General features: G+C 62.6%; 15 protein-coding genes and 1 tRNA gene. 12 read left to right on the forward strand and 4 right to left on the reverse strand.

The window, feature by feature from the left end; translation table 11 throughout:
• The first annotated feature begins 1 nt into the window (after position 1).
• The 5 genes from AYM40_RS15970 to AYM40_RS15990 all read left to right on the forward strand — a co-directional run bounded on the left by AYM40_RS15970 (position 2) and on the right by AYM40_RS15990 (position 4,869).
• Positions 2 to 862 carry an ABC transporter permease subunit gene (locus AYM40_RS15970; protein ID WP_063497061.1) on the forward strand — a complete coding sequence of 287 codons (861 nt, stop codon included), beginning with the start codon at positions 2 to 4 and terminating at the stop codon, positions 860 to 862.
• 422 nt (positions 863 to 1,284) lie between these two features.
• Positions 1,285 to 2,421, forward strand: a complete 1,137-nt coding sequence (ribBA, locus tag AYM40_RS15975) for a bifunctional 3,4-dihydroxy-2-butanone-4-phosphate synthase/GTP cyclohydrolase II (protein ID WP_063497062.1) — start codon at positions 1,285 to 1,287, stop codon at positions 2,419 to 2,421.
• Between the two features lie 50 nt (positions 2,422 to 2,471).
• Complete coding sequence (ribH, locus tag AYM40_RS15980) at positions 2,472 to 2,978, forward strand: 6,7-dimethyl-8-ribityllumazine synthase (protein ID WP_006050161.1); 507 nt, start codon at positions 2,472 to 2,474, stop codon at positions 2,976 to 2,978.
• Positions 2,975 to 3,409: a transcription antitermination factor NusB gene (gene nusB, locus AYM40_RS15985; RefSeq protein WP_054037337.1), complete on the forward strand. Its 435-nt coding sequence runs from the start codon at positions 2,975 to 2,977 to the stop codon at positions 3,407 to 3,409. Before ribH ends, nusB begins: the two co-directional genes overlap by 4 nt.
• A gap of 263 nt (positions 3,410 to 3,672) precedes the next feature.
• A complete protein-coding gene (locus tag AYM40_RS15990; RefSeq protein ID WP_063497063.1) occupies positions 3,673 to 4,869 on the forward strand; it encodes a pyridoxal phosphate-dependent aminotransferase in 1,197 nt (398 codons plus the stop codon).
• Between the two features lie 207 nt (positions 4,870 to 5,076).
• Here the strand turns inward: AYM40_RS15990 and AYM40_RS15995 are convergent, their stop codons facing one another.
• Positions 5,077 to 6,255 (reverse strand): lytic transglycosylase domain-containing protein, encoded by a 1,179-nt coding sequence (locus AYM40_RS15995; protein WP_063497064.1) that lies wholly within the window; start codon positions 6,253 to 6,255, stop codon positions 5,077 to 5,079.
• A gap of 608 nt (positions 6,256 to 6,863) precedes the next feature.
• Here AYM40_RS15995 and AYM40_RS16000 point away from each other — a divergent pair.
• Both AYM40_RS16000 and AYM40_RS16005 read left to right on the forward strand, forming a co-directional pair.
• Entirely contained in the window at positions 6,864 to 8,432 is a 1,569-nt protein-coding gene (locus AYM40_RS16000; RefSeq protein ID WP_063497065.1) for a UbiD family decarboxylase, read from the forward strand.
• Between the two features lie 126 nt (positions 8,433 to 8,558).
• Positions 8,559 to 9,236, forward strand: a complete 678-nt coding sequence (locus AYM40_RS16005; protein WP_063497066.1) for a LysE family translocator — start codon at positions 8,559 to 8,561, stop codon at positions 9,234 to 9,236.
• 79 nt (positions 9,237 to 9,315) lie between these two features.
• On the opposite strand, the gene AYM40_RS16010 is transcribed toward AYM40_RS16005, so the two are convergent.
• Both AYM40_RS16010 and AYM40_RS16015 read right to left on the reverse strand, forming a co-directional pair.
• Positions 9,316 to 10,281, reverse strand: a complete 966-nt coding sequence (locus AYM40_RS16010) for a threo-3-hydroxy-L-aspartate ammonia-lyase (protein ID WP_063497067.1) — start codon at positions 10,279 to 10,281, stop codon at positions 9,316 to 9,318.
• Positions 10,282 to 10,427: 146 nt separating this feature from the next.
• On the reverse strand, positions 10,428 to 10,727 hold the full coding sequence (locus tag AYM40_RS16015) for a hypothetical protein (RefSeq protein WP_063497068.1): 300 nt from the start codon (positions 10,725 to 10,727) through the stop codon (positions 10,428 to 10,430).
• 767 nt (positions 10,728 to 11,494) lie between these two features.
• On the opposite strand from AYM40_RS16015, the gene AYM40_RS16020 reads away from it, so the two are divergent.
• The 5 genes from AYM40_RS16020 (at position 11,495) to trmB (ending at position 15,021) form a co-directional block, all read left to right on the forward strand.
• A complete protein-coding gene (locus AYM40_RS16020; RefSeq protein ID WP_063497069.1) occupies positions 11,495 to 12,430 on the forward strand; it encodes a Rossmann-like and DUF2520 domain-containing protein in 936 nt (311 codons plus the stop codon).
• A gap of 77 nt (positions 12,431 to 12,507) precedes the next feature.
• Positions 12,508 to 12,828 (forward strand): EthD family reductase, encoded by a 321-nt coding sequence (locus tag AYM40_RS16025; protein WP_063498056.1) that lies wholly within the window; start codon positions 12,508 to 12,510, stop codon positions 12,826 to 12,828.
• 217 nt (positions 12,829 to 13,045) lie between these two features.
• Positions 13,046 to 13,609 carry a YggT family protein gene (locus AYM40_RS16030; RefSeq protein ID WP_063497070.1) on the forward strand — a complete coding sequence of 188 codons (564 nt, stop codon included), beginning with the start codon at positions 13,046 to 13,048 and terminating at the stop codon, positions 13,607 to 13,609.
• A gap of 82 nt (positions 13,610 to 13,691) precedes the next feature.
• A tRNA-Gly gene (locus AYM40_RS16035) sits at positions 13,692 to 13,765 on the forward strand.
• 470 nt (positions 13,766 to 14,235) lie between these two features.
• Positions 14,236 to 15,021: a tRNA (guanosine(46)-N7)-methyltransferase TrmB gene (gene trmB, locus AYM40_RS16040; RefSeq protein ID WP_063498057.1), complete on the forward strand. Its 786-nt coding sequence runs from the start codon at positions 14,236 to 14,238 to the stop codon at positions 15,019 to 15,021.
• Between the two features lie 84 nt (positions 15,022 to 15,105).
• Here trmB and AYM40_RS16045 read toward each other — a convergent pair whose 3' ends face one another.
• Positions 15,106 to 15,942, reverse strand: a complete 837-nt coding sequence (locus AYM40_RS16045; RefSeq protein WP_063497071.1) for an undecaprenyl-diphosphate phosphatase — start codon at positions 15,940 to 15,942, stop codon at positions 15,106 to 15,108.
• Positions 15,943 to 15,989 lie beyond the last annotated feature (47 nt).

Below are 15,989 nucleotides of genomic sequence, written 5' to 3' on the forward strand. Positions count from 1 at the left end.
CGTGTCGTCCCCCGAACAGAATCTGAGCGGCCCGCTCGCACTCGATCCGGCTGAGCGCGAGACGCTGGCCGCGAAGTCCCGGCGCCGCAGGCGTCACATCGACGCGGGCCACGTGGCCACGTTGACCACGGTGTTTGTGCTGCTTCTGGGATGGTGGATCGCCAGCCATCGGCGCTGGTTGCCCACCGTGCTGCTACCGACGCCGGAAGAGGTGCTGCACAAGCTGATTGTGCTGAACACGGATGGCTTCGACGACGCGACGCTCGGCCAACATCTGTTGGCCAGTCTCTCGCGCATCTCGATCGCATTTCTGCTGGCCGTTTCGACGGCGATCCCTGCAGGCCTGCTCATCGCGACAAATCGGATTGTGCGAGGCGCACTGGATCCGCTGATCGAGTTTTATCGCCCCATTCCACCACTTGCCTATTTGCCGCTCATGGTGATCTGGTTCGGCATTGGCGAGCTATCGAAGATTCTGCTGATCTATCTCACGATCTTTGCGCCGCTTGCCATCGCAACGGCGTCGGGTGCGAGCCGGGTGGCGAAAAGCCGGCTGCAGGCGGCGGCCTCTTTAGGCGCAACGCCCTTCAAGCTGCTTCGCTATGTCGTGCTGCCAAGCGCGCTCCCCGAGATACTCACCGGTGTGCGGATTGCGCTTGGCGCAGGATGGTCGACCCTCGTGGCCGCCGAATTGATAGCCGCCACCCGGGGCCTGGGTTTTATGGTTTATTCGGCATCGCGTTTCCTCGTTACCGATGTGGTTCTTGCGGGCATTCTTGTCATTGGATCGATTGCACTCCTGCTCGAGATCGGCTTGCGACGGTTGCAGAAGCGATTGACTCCCTGGCAGATCAGTCACTGAGGAGAGAGGCGACGATAACCGCTCTCTTGCTCCTCCTACCCCTACTACCCGGTACGCCAATCCGTCGCGGTCAATCAACGTCTCGCCACAGAGACTGCCGCGTCACGGTATTTTTGACGGTATGCCAGCCTCTCTTTGGCACCACCATGCAGAACAAGGCTGTTCCGGCCGATTCAACGTCATTGCGCGCTACGTCGAGCGCATTCTGAACGCGCCGAAATGGCCCACTACAAAGCCCGCTGCGCCAGGGCTGGCGGCGCCCTGGCGCTTTCAACCGATTCGTTTGTCCATCGTTTCATCGAGCATACCGGCGCCGGGCGGCGCAACACCAGTCAGCCAAACGGCCTATACCATCCGGCCCTGGCGACGTGGGCGCGCGCGTGGCGTAAAATACGCGCTTTCCCCGAAAAAATCCGCCCAACATGACGCTCGCCTCCACTCAAGAGATCATTGCCGAACTGAAAGCAGGCCGGATGGTGATCCTCGTCGACGAAGAAGACCGCGAAAACGAGGGCGACCTCGTGATCGCCGCCGAATTCGTCACGCCGGAAGCGATCAACTTCATGGCCCGCTACGGCCGCGGCCTGATCTGCCTGACGCTCACGCAGGAACGCTGCAAGCTGCTGAACCTGCCGCTCATGACCTATCGCAACGGCACGCAGTACGGCACGGCCTTCACTGTCAGCATCGAAGCGGCCGAAGGCGTGACCACGGGCATCTCGGCTGCCGACCGCGCCCGCACGATCGCCACTGCGGTCGCGCCGGACGCCAAGGCCGACCACATCGTGCAGCCGGGACACGTGTTCCCGATCATGGCGCAGCCGGGCGGTGTGCTGGTGCGCGCCGGCCATACCGAGGCCGGCTGCGACTTCACCGCGCTGGCAGGCCTCACGCCGGCCGCGGTGATCTGCGAAGTCATCAAGGACGACGGCACGATGGCGCGCCTGCCTGACCTGATGGAATTCGCCAAAGAGCACGATCTGAAGATCGGCACGATCGCGGATCTGATTCACTACCGCAGCCGCACCGAATCGATTGTCGAGCGCATTTGCGAGCGCACCATGCAAACCGCGTATGGCGCGTTTCGCGCGGTGATGTATCTCGACCAGCCTAGCAGCCAGCCGCATATCGCGTTGGTCCGCGGCACGCCGAATCCGGAGCACGACACCCCGGTGCGCGTGCACGAGCCGCTGTCCATGCTGGATCTGCTCGAAGTCGGCAAATCGACTCACTCATGGACGCTGGACGCGGCGATGAAAGAGATCGCCCAGCGCGACCTCGGCGTGATCGTGCTCCTGAACTGCGGCGATTCGAAGGAACATCTGGTCGACGTTTTCAAGGCGTTCGACTCGAAAGAAAAAGCCGAGGCGCTCAAACGCCGGCCAGTCGACTTCAAGACATACGGCATCGGCGCGCAGATCCTGCGCGAGCTTGGGGTCGGCAAGATGCAGGTGCTGTCGAACCCCCGCAAGCTGGGCAGCATGTCGGGCTACGGCCTCGAAGTGACCGGCTTCGTACCGATGCCAGGCAGCACCGCACAGGCTCCGCAACAAGGCTGATCCGACCATTCACGCGCTTAAGCGCCAACTCAAAACACTACGGAATTCACATGGAAATCGGACAATACCAACCGAATCTCGACGGCGACGGACTGCGTATCGGCATCGTTCAGGCGCGTTTTAACGAACCCGTCTGTAACGGTCTCGCGGATTCGTGCATCGAAGAACTCGAACGCCTCGGCGTGACCGGCGAAGACGTGCTGCTGGTTACCGTGCCGGGTGCGCTGGAAATCCCGCTGGCGTTGCAAAAGCTCGCCGAAAGCGCGCAATTCGACGCACTGATCGCGCTGGGCGCGGTGATTCGCGGCGAGACGTACCACTTCGAACTGGTGTCGAACGAAAGCGGCGCGGGCATCACGCGTATCGGCCTCGACTTCGGCATTCCGGTCGCGAACGCCGTGCTGACCACGGAAAACGACGAGCAAGCCGTCGCGCGCATGACCGAGAAGGGTCGTGACGCTGCGCGCGTGGCCGTCGAAATGGCCAATCTCGCCGTCGCGCTCGAACAACTCGGCGGTGACGACGAAGAAGAAGACGAAGAAGAGGAAGAGGCATGAAGAGCGCACGCCGACGCTCCCGCGAACTAGCCACGCAGGGGCTTTATCAGTGGCTGCTGTCGGGCTCGCCCGGCGGTGAAATCGACGCGCAACTGCGCGGCGCGCAAGGCTTCGACAAGGCCGACCACGAACATCTGGACGCCATCCTGCACGGCGTGATCCGCGATTCGGAAGCACTCTCCGCGGACATCGCACCGTGCCTCGACCGCCCGATCGACCAGCTTTCCCCGGTCGAACGCGCCGTGCTGCTAGTCGCCGCGTTCGAGTTGAAGAATCACGTCGACATTCCCTATCGAGTGGTCATCAACGAAGCGGTCGAACTCGCCAAGACGTTTGGCGGCGCAGATGGCTACAAGTACGTGAACGGTGTGCTGGACAAGCTGTCGGCACAACTGCGCGCTGCTGAAACGCAGGCGGCTCGCAAGCATTGAGCATGAGGCGCGTGACCTGGTCATGCGCCTCACGCTCAACCTTGCCCCGCCAGAGACCGGCCTACGAAGGGCGGTGCCGCTGGACCGCCAGCCGCTGGAACGCCAGCCGCTGGGTTCGGTGGCCGCCGGATCGTCGGCCGATTGAATGCCTGGCTACATACCGCAGCCCCATATATTACTGGGCGCTTGCAAGGACGCCGCTGCGCGCATGAACCCATACGCCAGGCGCCGTCCCGCTTTTGCTTCTGAACTGGATTGATCGTATGAACTCCCTGACCGAACCCTTGGTGCGGCTTGCAGCCCGCGTCGACGCCATCCAGCCTTTCTACGTGATGGAACTGGCCAAGGAGGCCGCGCTGCTCGAGCGCGATGGGCGCGACATCATCCACATGGGAATCGGCGAACCCGATTTCACCGCGCCCGAGCCGGTCATCGAAGCGGCCGCGAGCGCCCTGCGCCGCGGCGTCACGCAATACACCAATGCGCTCGGCCTGCACGCGCTGCGCGAGGCGATCTCGGCGCATTACGCCGAGTTCTACGGCGTCAGCGTCGATCCGGCGCGGATCGTTGTCACCGCCGGTGCGTCTGCCGCGCTGCTACTGGCTTGCGCGGCGCTGGTCGATCGCGACGATGAAGTGCTGATGCCCGACCCGTGCTACCCGTGCAACCGCCACTTCGTGATCGCCGCGGAAGGCAAGCCGGTGATGGTGTCAAGCGGTCCGGCCGAACGCTTTCAGCTAACCGCCGCCGACGTCGAGCGCCGGTGGAACGAGCGCACGCGCGGCGTGCTGCTGGCGTCGCCGTCGAATCCGACCGGCACGTCGATCGAACCGGCCGAGCTCGAACGCATCGTCAAGGCCGTGCGGGCGCGTGGCGGCTTTACGATCGTCGACGAGATCTACCAGGGCCTGAGCTACGACGCCAAGCCTGTCTCGGCGCTCTCGTTCGGTGACGACGTCGTCACCGTCAACAGCTTCTCGAAGTACTTCAACATGACTGGCTGGCGGTTGGGCTGGCTGGTGGTGCCGCCCGGCATGGTCGGCGCGTTCGAAAAACTCGCGCAGAACCTGTTCATCTGCGCGTCGGCGCTCGCGCAGCATGCGGCGCTGGCCTGCTTCGAACCGGAAACGATCGCAATTTACGAAGCGCGCCGCCTCGAATTCAAACGCCGCCGCGACTTCATTGCGCCGGCGCTGGAATCGCTAGGCTTCTCTGTGCCGGTGATGCCTGACGGGGCGTTCTATGTGTACGCGGATTGCCGCACGGTCGCGCATCAGGCGGCCGGAGACAGTGCGGCGCTAACCAAAGCGATGCTGCACGACGCGGGCGTGGTTTTGGTGCCGGGCATGGACTTCGGCACGCACGCGCCGAAAGACTACATCCGGCTGTCGTATGCAACCGCCCTGCCGAAGCTGGAAGAAGCGGTCGAGCGGCTGGCGAGGCTTTTCGGGCGGCACTGAGCGGCAGGCGTCAACGACTGCGGCTTGAGTCCCCAAAGAGCCCGGCGAGGCGGGTTGCGAAGCGGGTTGCTATGCCTGTGACCCGCCCCTCACGGCCGCGCACGCCGCCACAAGTGCAAGCCATCAAAGGAAAAAGGACACCCGACGGAGGTGTCCTTTTTTGTACCGGCCGCTCTCATGCCAGACGAACTGAGTTAAGTCACAACCTCAGGCGCCCAACTCCGAGGCCGATGCCACATGCTTGGTCGCATTGGAACTGGCGTCGTCCTGCTCGGATACCGGCGTCTTCACCGGCGTTGCCGCGCTCAGCGGATGACCGGCATCGAGCGTCATCTGCACGCGCTTGCCGTTAGCCGATGCAGCAGCAGCCGTAGCCGTAGCCGTGTTCGAGGCCGTCAGAACCGGAGCCTGCGGCGCATTGATCGGCACCTTGCGGCCACGCACCACATCGCGCAAACGGCCACGCTCGGCCATCACCTTGGCGCCGTAGCCGCCGTCGTCCTGCGAGGTCGAGCCGACGTAGAGACGCAGGCCGCCCGGCAGCGAACCGCCTCGTGCGATGCAATCCTTCAGCACCAGCGCACCCACCTTGATGTTCGCAACCGGTTGGAGCGCCGCGCTCTGACCGCCGAAATACTGGAATTTGTCCGAGTGAACCTTGGACATGACCTGCATCAGGCCTTGCGCGCCCACGCCGCTCTCGGCGTACGGATTGAAGCCCGATTCGATTGCCATCACGGAGAGCAGGAGAAGCGGGTCGAGATCGACTTCGCGGCCGGTGTCGAACGCTGCCTTCACGAGTTCGCTAACGGGCGCCTGTGCGACGCGATAGCGCCGCGCCAGGTACGACGCGACCAGATCCTGCTCGCGGGTCGAGACCAGCACGCGATCGTCGCGTGCGTCGGCCGAGACGCGCTGCGCCGGGATCAGCCGCGCCAGCGCGGAGACGCTGTGCATGGTGCGCGGGTCGAGGCCGTTCAGCGCCGCCACGCCCATACCGGATATCCCGGTGCCGTCGGAGGCCCCGTCGTAGCTGGTGTTGGTGGCAGTGGCACCGCTGTTTGCGCCGTTGGCGGCGTCGCTACCGGTCGAATTGGCGGCCAGCGAGTCGTCAGAGGACGCGCCGGGCGGTGCGAAGGCGGGCAGCGGGTGGCCTTGCAGCAGACGGGCAGGTCCGGCTTGCACAGCGGCGGAAATGACCGGCATCAGCTTGGCGGCAAGGGTGCCGCGCCAGGCCGGCATCAGCCACAGTGCAAGTGCCAGCACGACAGCGATTCCGCCGACAATGCTGAACAGGTGATGACTCATTTGCGTCCCGCGACGCAACGCACCACGCACAACTTGCGCGATACGCTCATCGGGACGCCACGATAACCAGGCGTTCATTCAGATCTCCCATGTTGCATGATCCACGAACCCCGCCAGTTGAACAGGCGGTAACACGCGTTCGCAGAATCAAGACGTCGCGCGCTCTGTCTGGTTAGGGCAGCAGCGACGTCGGGAAAACGGTAAATACCGTTTGTGGAGAGCCATCTTGAAAAGATGTCCGCGGCATGCCAAAAAAGCATGCAGGCGTTAGCTCCCACGCGAAAAACCAGCGTCAGTTGACGCTGGCCAGGACTTCGGTAAGGCCGTCAGATACCGTGCAGGGGGTCGGTAAACGGTGACGCGTTGCGTCTAAAGGGACCGGGGGCAGTGGTAAAAAGGTTCACGCCCTGCAACCAATGTGAACGGATTCTATGCAGGGTTTTATAGATCGTCAACACTATAGATAAGTAAATCTATAACTAATTGTAATAATGAACAGTGTTCAGTCCGCTGAAAACCGTACGGCGCGCGCCTCTTGAGCTATCTCAATTACGCCTCTGGAAGTAGGCCGTTTGGCCAATCTACGTGCAGGTGCTAACACAGGTAAAATCGACAATCGTTCTGGCACCGCAAAGCCCTGCGGCCCCCTTCTTTTTTGCCGCTTGCGCGGCTCTCTACCGCACCAGATGAAATACAAAGACCTGCGCGATTTCGTCGGCCGTCTCGAAACGATCGGTGAACTGCGCCGCATCTCGCAAAACGTCTCGCCCGTCCTGGAAATGACCGAACTGTGCGACCGCGTACTGCGCGCCGGCGGTCCGGCGATATTGTTTGAGAGCCAGCAGCAGCACGCGTTCCCGGTCCTCGGCAACCTGTTCGGCACACCGCGCCGCGTCGCGCTCGGCATGGGGATCGACGCGCAAGCGGGCGTTGGCGACGGCGCCGCGCTGGAGTCGCTGCGCGACGTCGGCCGCCTGCTCTCCGCACTGAAGGAACCGGAGCCGCCGAAGGGGCTCAAGGACGCCGGGAAACTGTTCTCGCTCGCGAAGGCGGTTTGGGACATGGCGCCCAAAACGGTGAGCGCGCCGCCCTGTCAGGAAATCGTCTGGGAAGGCAACGATGTCGACCTCGGAAAGCTGCCCATTCAGACTTGCTGGCCGGGCGATGCGGGGCCGCTGATCACATGGGGCCTGACCGTCACAAAAGGCCCGAATAAGAGCCGACAAAATTTAGGCATATATCGCCAGCAGCTGATCGGGCGTAACAAACTGATCATGCGCTGGCTCGCACATCGCGGCGGCGCACTCGATTTCCGCGAATTCGCGCTGCAGAATCCGGGCAAGCCGTATCCCGTGGCCGTGGTGCTGGGCGCCGATCCGGCGACCATCCTCGGTGCGGTGACGCCGGTGCCCGACACGCTCTCCGAATACCAGTTCGCCGGGTTGCTGCGCGGCGGCCGCACCGAACTCGCGAAATGCCTCACGCCGGGCGTCGACAGTTTGCAGGTGCCAGCCCGCGCGGAAATCGTTCTGGAAGGCTTCATCTATCCGCAGGAAGGCACGCCCTCTCCTGCTCCCGCGGGCGCGCCGCCGCGTCCGGCGAAGGGCGCATCGGCCGCTTACGAACACGCGCTGGAAGGTCCCTATGGCGACCACACCGGCTACTACAACGAGCAGGAGTGGTTTCCCGTCTTCACGGTCGAGCGCATCACGATGCGGCGCGACGCGATCTATCACTCCACCTACACCGGCAAACCGCCCGATGAGCCCGCCGTGCTCGGCGTCGCGCTCAACGAAGTGTTTGTGCCGCTGCTGCAAAAGCAGTTCACCGAGATCACCGATTTCTATCTGCCGCCCGAAGGATGCAGCTACCGGATGGCGATCGTGCAGATGAAAAAGAGCTACCCGGGTCACGCCAAACGCGTGATGTTCGGCGTGTGGAGCTTCCTGCGCCAGTTCATGTATACGAAGTTCATCGTCGTGGTCGACGAGGACGTGAATATCCGCGACTGGAAAGAAGTGATCTGGGCGATCACCACGCGTATCGATCCGGCGCGCGACACCGTGCTGGTCGATCGCACGCCGATCGACTATCTGGATTTCGCCTCGCCGGTAGCGGGTCTCGGATCGAAGATGGGGCTCGACGCGACCAACAAATGGCCCGGCGAAACCGATCGCGAATGGGGCCGCCCGATCGAGATGGACCGTTCGGTCAAACAGCGCATCGACACCTTGTGGAATGAGCTGGGACTGTAAAAACAGGCCTCGAATCACGCCATTGAATTATTAGGATTCAGTCGGCATCGAAGCGATCCAGTTACTAGCAGGATCGCGCCCGCTCGAACAAGTCTGAATAACAAAACTGATGGAGCCGTTGCGCGGATGCATGCCTTTTCAATGATGTCGGATGGTTTTTTTCTGTCGTTGTCGCTGTGTCTGGATATCGGTCTCGTCAATGTCGCGATGATTTCGCTGACGCTGTCGCACGGCTTCAAACCGGGCTTCTGGTTGGGCCTGGGTTCCTGTTTCGGCGATCTGGCTTACGCGGCGCTAGCGCTCGCAGGAATGGCTGCGCTGCTGCAGTTCGAATCGGTGCGCTGGGTAGTGTGGATCGGCGGCGCGGCGATCCTGCTGTTTCTCACGTGGAAGATGGCGCGTGAAGCGCTGTTCCCAGCGTCAGCACCCGCAGTCGCCGGAGAAGCGGATGCCAACGCGCCGCATCTTTCCCCGTGGCGCGGTTTCTTGCGCGGCGTGCTGCTGGCGATGTCGTCGCCTTCGGCGATTCTGTGGTTCGCCGCAGTCGGCGGCGCATTGATTGCAAAAGCCGGCGCCACCAGCGTGACGACTGCACCGGTATTCCTCGGCGGCTTCTTCCTGGGTGGCTTGTGCTGGACGATCTTTGTCTGTGGGCTCGGCAGCCACGGACGCAAACGCGCCGGCACCGGTTTGCTGCGCGCGTGCCACGTGTTGTCGGCGCTGCTGTTCGCGTACTTCTCGTATAGCGTGATCGTGAACGGCTATCGCGATCTGATCGTGCAGACCGCACAGATGGCGAGCTAGAAAAAACGGCTCGTCAAGGCGAGCCGCCTTCCATTAATTTCACCGCGCACAGCGCGGCGTAAAAACGATCGGCCGCCGATCAGGCGAGATACTGCGCCAGTTTCTCCAGATCGACGTTGCCGCCGCTCACCACCACGCCCACGCGCTTGCCCTTCACCGGCACGATGCCGTTGAGCACGGCAGCCGCAGCGAGACAACCCGTCGGCTCGACCACGATCTTCATGCGCTGTGCGAAGAAACGCAGGGTCTCGATCAACTGCTCGTCACTGACCGTTTCGATCTGCGCGACCAGCTTTTGAATAATTGCGAACGTGTAGTCGCCGAGATGCGTGGAGGCAGCGCCATCAGCGATCGTGCGCGGTGCTTCGATATGCACGATCTCGCCGCGAGCCAGCGATTGCTGGCCGTCATTGCCCGCTTCAGGCTCGACGCCGATCACCGTGCACGCCGGGCTCAATGCCGCCGCCGACAACGCGCTGCCGCCGATCAGGCCACCGCCGCCGAGGCAAACAAACAGCATGTCGAGCGGGCCGGTTTCTTCGATCAACTCCTTCACCGCCGTGCCCTGCCCCGCGATCACGTGCGGATGGTCGTACGGCGGAATCAACGTCATGCCACGCTCTTCGGCGAGCCGCCGGCCGATCGCTTCGCGATTCTCGGTGTAGCGGTCGTAGCTGATCACTTCGCCGCCATAGCCCTTGGTCGCCGCGACTTTGGCGGCAGGCGCGTCGTGCGGCATGATGATCGTCGCGTGAATCCCGGCGAGGCGCGCCGACAGCGCGATCGCTTGCGCGTGGTTACCCGACGAGTACGTCAGCACGCCCGCTTTGCGTTGCTCGGCGTCGAAATGGGAAATCGCGTTGTAGGCGCCGCGAAACTTGAAGGCGCCCATGCGCTGAAAATTTTCGCACTTGAAGAACACCGACGCGCCCGTGCGCTCGTTGAACGTGCTTGAGGTTAGAACGGGGGTGCGGTGGGCGACACCTTCAAGACGCGCAGCGGCGTCGAGTACATCGTCGAAAGTGGGAGCGGGAAGCACTTGCATCGGCGAAACTCTCCAGAAGCGGTGGCGAAACAGCCATTCTCCCAGCTTCGGCAGTGCTTTGGTACGCCGCAGTGAAAACACAAACGGCGCAACCCGGCGATCAAGCCGGCGTTACGCCGTCAATACATCCCCCGCTCGTCTTGCGATTAGCGGCGATAGTAGCCGTGGCCGTAGTAACCGCGGTAGTAGCCATGGTGATAATAAGGACGGCCATAGCCGCCGTAATACCCCCCCACCACGACTGCCGGCGGTGCGTAATAGCCCGGTGCATAGACCACCGGCGGAGGCGGCGGCGCGTAATAAACCGGCGGTGGCGCAGCATAAACCGGATACGCCGGCGCGACCGGAATGCCAATACCGATACCGACGGAAACGTGCGCCTGTGCAGCAGTAGCGAACCCCACACCAAGGGCGGCGGCAACGACAAACGGAACGATCTTTTTCACTTTTATTCTCCTGGCGCGGCCCACTAAGGTCGCCAACTTCGCATGCCTTGCATGCTATGAATTCAATGTATCGAAAAAGACCACGCATAGATGTTCGCATTTGTTGCAAATTGCAATTGGCGACAAGAGCTCGGAATTTGCATCGGCACGGCGGTGCCGGGACACGCGGTGTAACGGACTGAGAATTAAGGGTTTGCCAGCGATCGAGCGAACGCGAATCCGATGCTTTGCGGCTCTTGCGGCTTCAGGCACTCACCGGTCAGTAATCTTTGATTACAAATTAGCTTCAATCCTGACGGCTGAGCATAAAAAATGCCCGGCGCAACCACGCCGGGCATTTTTTACTCGTAAGCAGACGATATTTCAGCCTACCTTCACATAGGCGAATTCTCTGGAGACGTTGGGCGGGACGTACGCGCCGCTGATGCACACGCGTGGGGTCAAACGCTTCTTCTGGTCCCACCAGCGACGGCGCTGCGAACGCGTCAAGAACCGCAAGTGCTTTCGGTAAGAAAAAATATTCATCGTTACCTCCCGAATCTGACTGCGAGACGAAAAACCCAGAACAGCGACTGCCAAACCGGCTCAAGAAGAAATTGTGAGCAGTTTTCGGACCTGCGGGGCGCGCGTGGCCGGATGACCGACCGGAGGCGCCATATCGCCCCCGCACTGATCAGAGGAATGCCGGCATCGGGACACGCCACTACCGGACGGATGCGCGATACTTCTGCTTTCCCGTTCAAGCACCCCGTCTGGAGCAGGCAACCATGTCCCAGCCCTCTCTGCCGCGCCTCGGCTTCATCGGTGCGGGGCGGCTCGCGCGCTGTCTCGCGCTGAGCTTTTCACGCGCCGGCTATCCCGTCACGGCGGTGGCTAGCCGCACGACTTCGGCCAGCCGGCTCGCCAGTCAAATCGAGTATTGCTCGGCATTCGACGATCCACAACAGGTTGTCGACGCCGCCGATATCGTCTTTTTAGCTGTTCCCGATGACAGCATCGGTACGACAGCGCACACACTGCGGTTCGCAGCGGACACGGCAGGCAGCCCGCACGGCAAAGCGCTCGTGCATTGCAGCGGCGCCTCGCCAGTGGAATTGCTAGCCCCGGCGCGCGACCAGGGCGCCTTGATTGGCGGCTTTCACCCACTCTACCTCTTTAGCGGCGATCTCGCAGACATCGAGCGGATCGCCGGCTGCTCGGTGACGATCGAGGCCGACGGCGCGCTCAAGGACGCACTGACGGCACTCGCCGTCGCCCTGCACTGCCATCCGCTGTCGATTCCAGCGGGCGGCCGCATGCTGTACCACGCCGCCGCGCATTACGCCGCCAGCTTCGCGCTATGCAGCCTCGCCGAATGCGTCGCACTATGGCGCACGCTGGGCTTTGCCGAAGACGACGCGCTGCGCGCGCTGCTGCCGATGCTCTCCGGCACCATCGAAACCGCTCGCGACAAGGGCCTGCCCAACGCGCTCGCCGGCCCCGTGTCGCGCGGCGATACGGGTGTCGTGGAGAAGCAGTTGGCGCTGCTGGAGGGCCTTGGCGGCGATCATGCCGCGCTATATGGTTTGCTGACGCGGCGCGCGGTCGGCCTGGCCGAACGCCGCGCAAACCCGCCCGCCGCGATCGAGGCGATTGCCGAGGCGGTGGAAGAATCGCTCAACCGGTCGCTGAATCAGGCCGCAGCAGGTGCAAGCGTCAAGTAAGGCGTGATAATGTGACGTCCGGCGCCGCGCGCAATCCGCCAGCGCCGCGCTTCGGGACCAACAGACGAGAACGCACAATGATCAAGGTCAGCATCCTTTATCCGTATCGGGAAAACGGCCACTTCGACGTGGACTATTACTGCGTCACACACATGCCGCTCGCGGCCAGGCTGTTCGGGCCGTCGCTGAGAGGCTGGTCGGTCGACGTCGGCATCAACGCCGGGCCGCCGGGGTCGCCGCCGCCGTATGTCGCCGCCGGTCATTTCCTGTTCGATAGCGCAGATAACTTCTACAAGGTTTTCAAGCCAGCTTCGGAGCAGTTGGTTGCTGACATCCCGAACTACACCGACGGTGGCAACGGCACGATTCTGATCAGCGAAATCAAGGTTTCTGTGTGATATCGCGTGGCCAGTGTGGCTTGGCGGCACGCAGTTTGCCGATTAGCCTGACTTGAACGCCTGGAAATAGATCCACCGCGTCCCCACTTTGACGCGTAACGCGCCCTCCCGCGGGAACGGCGCAGACAATCCAAATGAAACCGCCGGCGCACCGATCGGTCAACGCCGGCGCCCCGCGGCCGATCGACGGCCGCCATCCGAAGGATAAGGACACGAGATGTTTGGCGATATCGCCCGTTTTCTGCTCAATACCGTCTTTACGCTGTTCGGCGCAGCGTTGCTGCTGCGCGCATGGCTGCAGGTCGTGCGCATGCCGCCGTACAACCCCGTCACGAACGCGGTGCTGCAAGTCACCAACTGGATCGTGCTGCCCCTGCGGCACATCCTGCACAGCACCCGCAACATCGACTGGGCGAGCCTCGTTGCAGCGCTGCTTGCGGCAATTGTCTATGTAGTGCTGATGGTGGTGCTCACGGGCGCCGATCCGCTCACGCTTGTGCCGACGCTGCTGATCGTCGCCGTGCTGACCGTCATCAAGTGGGCGCTGAATCTGATCATCTGGATGACGATCCTGATGGCGCTGCTGTCGTGGCTCAATCCGCGCTCGCCGGCCATGCCGATCCTGTACCAGCTGACCGCGCCGTTCCTGAATCCGCTGCGCCGCGTGGTGCCGCAACTCGGCGGCATCGACCTCTCGCCGATTCTGCTGTTCGTGATCGTGCAGGTGCTGCTGATGGTGGTGACGCGTGCGGCCGTTCAGTTGACCTACTTCGTGATCTGAACATCGCTCCGTGTGCCTCGTGGGCAAGGGCGGCGGCGCGATTTGCGCTAACCGCCCCTTCCCGAGTAGAATTATGCGTTCTGCGGGCGTCGTATAATGGTAATACCCTAGCTTCCCAAGCTAGAGCCGTGGGTTCGATTCCCATCGCCCGCTCCAGATTCTTTTCGGCCAGCCTGGCGATTGACCAGGCGGCTTCGCAAAGGGATCTGAATCTGCCGCATTTCCCGCCCGCTTCACACACTCACTCCCCACCTGTCATTCGGGAAGTCGCACAAACGCGCGATGAGCCGGACCGCCCACGCATATAGCGAATCCCGTTACGAAACCGTAATCTTTCTGCCAGTCTCAGGCCTCCTTCAAGCCGGCCGCCGTCTGGACGCACCCTTTTCGGGTGTGCTACCTTACGCGCACTTGCAACGTCCGCTCCATCTTCCTGCTGAGCCATCAGCAGAATCCAGCACGAGCCGCCTCCCATGAAGGCGGCTTTTTTGTAGTGGCAGCGGCCCGGCATGGCGATTCGAGCGAAGCGAGCCTGCGAACTGCGGCCCGTGCCGCGCAAGCGCAAAGGGCGCCTCGCAATACGCCATGCAAGCCGCCAAGCCCTCACCCTTGTAGCAGCATCGACAATGATCCACGATCCAAACGACGCCGGCCTGCCGGACGAACTCCCGCCTTCCGCCGAAGCTGAAGGCCAACCAGCCGATGCCGGCTCCGACGCCCCGCAAGAAGAAGCTTTGCATCGACGCCGCATCCGCAGCTTCGTCACGCGTGCGGGTCGCGTGTCGACCGGCCAGCGCCGCGCGATGGACGAACTCGGCCCGCGTTTCGTCGTACCCTTCACACCACAGCAACCCGACTGGAATAGCGTGTTCGGCCGTGCAGCGCCGCGCGTGCTGGAAATCGGCTTCGGGATGGGCGCGACCACCGCGGAAATCGCCTCGCACCGTCCCGGCGACGACTTCCTCGGCGTCGAAGTTCACGAGCCGGGCGTCGGCGCGCTGCTGAAGCTGATGGGCGAGCAGGCGCTGTCGAACATCCGCATCATTCAGCACGACGCTGTCGAAGTGCTTGAGCAAATGATCGCGCCGGATAGCCTCGACGGCGTGCATATCTTCTTCCCGGACCCCTGGCACAAGGCGCGCCACCACAAGCGCCGGCTAATCCAGCCAAAGTTCGTCGCGTTGCTGGTTTCGCGTCTGAAGCCGGGCGCGTACCTGCATTGCGCGACCGATTGGCAGAACTACGCCGAGCAGATGCTCGAGGTGTTGGGCGCCGATCCTGCGCTGCAAAATACCGCCGACGGCTACGCGCCGCGCCCCGAATATCGTCCGGTGACGAAGTTCGAGCGCCGTGGGTTGCGGCTTGGGCATGGCGTGTGGGATCTGGTGTTCAGGAAGCGCGGCGCGGCGTAAACCTGCACGCTACAACTCGCCCGCCATAAGAAAAAAGTCCGCAAACGCGGACTTTTTTCATGACGTTGAAAACGGAACGCAGACTCAGTCCGCCCAGCTCAACGCGCCGCTATAGCCCACCAGCAGGATCAATAGTCCGAAGCCGATCCGGTACCACGCGAACACGGTGAAATCGTGCGTGGAGATATAGCGCAGCAGCCAGCGCACGCAGGCGAAGGCGCTGACGAAGGCCGCCACGAAGCCGAGCGCGAAACTGCCAAGCGCGTCGGCGGACAGCAAATGCCAGTCTTTATAGAGCTCGTAAGCCGTCGCGCCGAAGATGATTGGAATCGCGAGGAAGAAAGAAAACTCCGTGGCGACGCGCCGTTCGAGGCCAAACAGCATCCCGCCGATGATCGTCGAACCCGAACGCGACATGCCCGGGATCAGAGCGAAACATTGAGCGAGGCCGACTTTCAACGCATCTAGCGGGCTCAAATCGTCAACGTTCCGTACCCGCGCCGCCACGTCGCCTCGCGCTCGCTGGCGCGCTTCCGCCCACAGGATCACCACCCCGCCCGCCACCAGCGCGAACGCGACCGGCACCGGCGAAAACAACGCCGCCTTGATGGCCTTTTCGAACAGCAAGCCGAGCACAACCGCCGGAATCGTCGCGATGATCACGTTCAGCGTGAAGCGCCTTGCGTCGGGCCGGCTGGGCAAGCCGACCACCACGCTGCCGATGCGGCGGCGAAACTCCCAGCACACGGCCAGAATCGCACCAAGCTGGATCACGACATCGAAGGTTTTCGCGTGGTCATCCGTGAAATTGAGCAGACTGCCCGCGACGATCAAATGACCGGTGCTCGACACCGGCAAAAACTCCGTCAGCCCTTCGACGACGCCCAGAATCAGCGCCTTGCAAGCCAATAGCCAGTCCATCCGTGACCCTCATCGCTGTAGATAGTCGAAACGAACACGGTCAGCAC

The sequence above is a fragment of the Paraburkholderia phytofirmans OLGA172 genome, from assembly GCF_001634365.1.
Classification (GTDB): Bacteria; Pseudomonadota; Gammaproteobacteria; order Burkholderiales; family Burkholderiaceae; genus Paraburkholderia.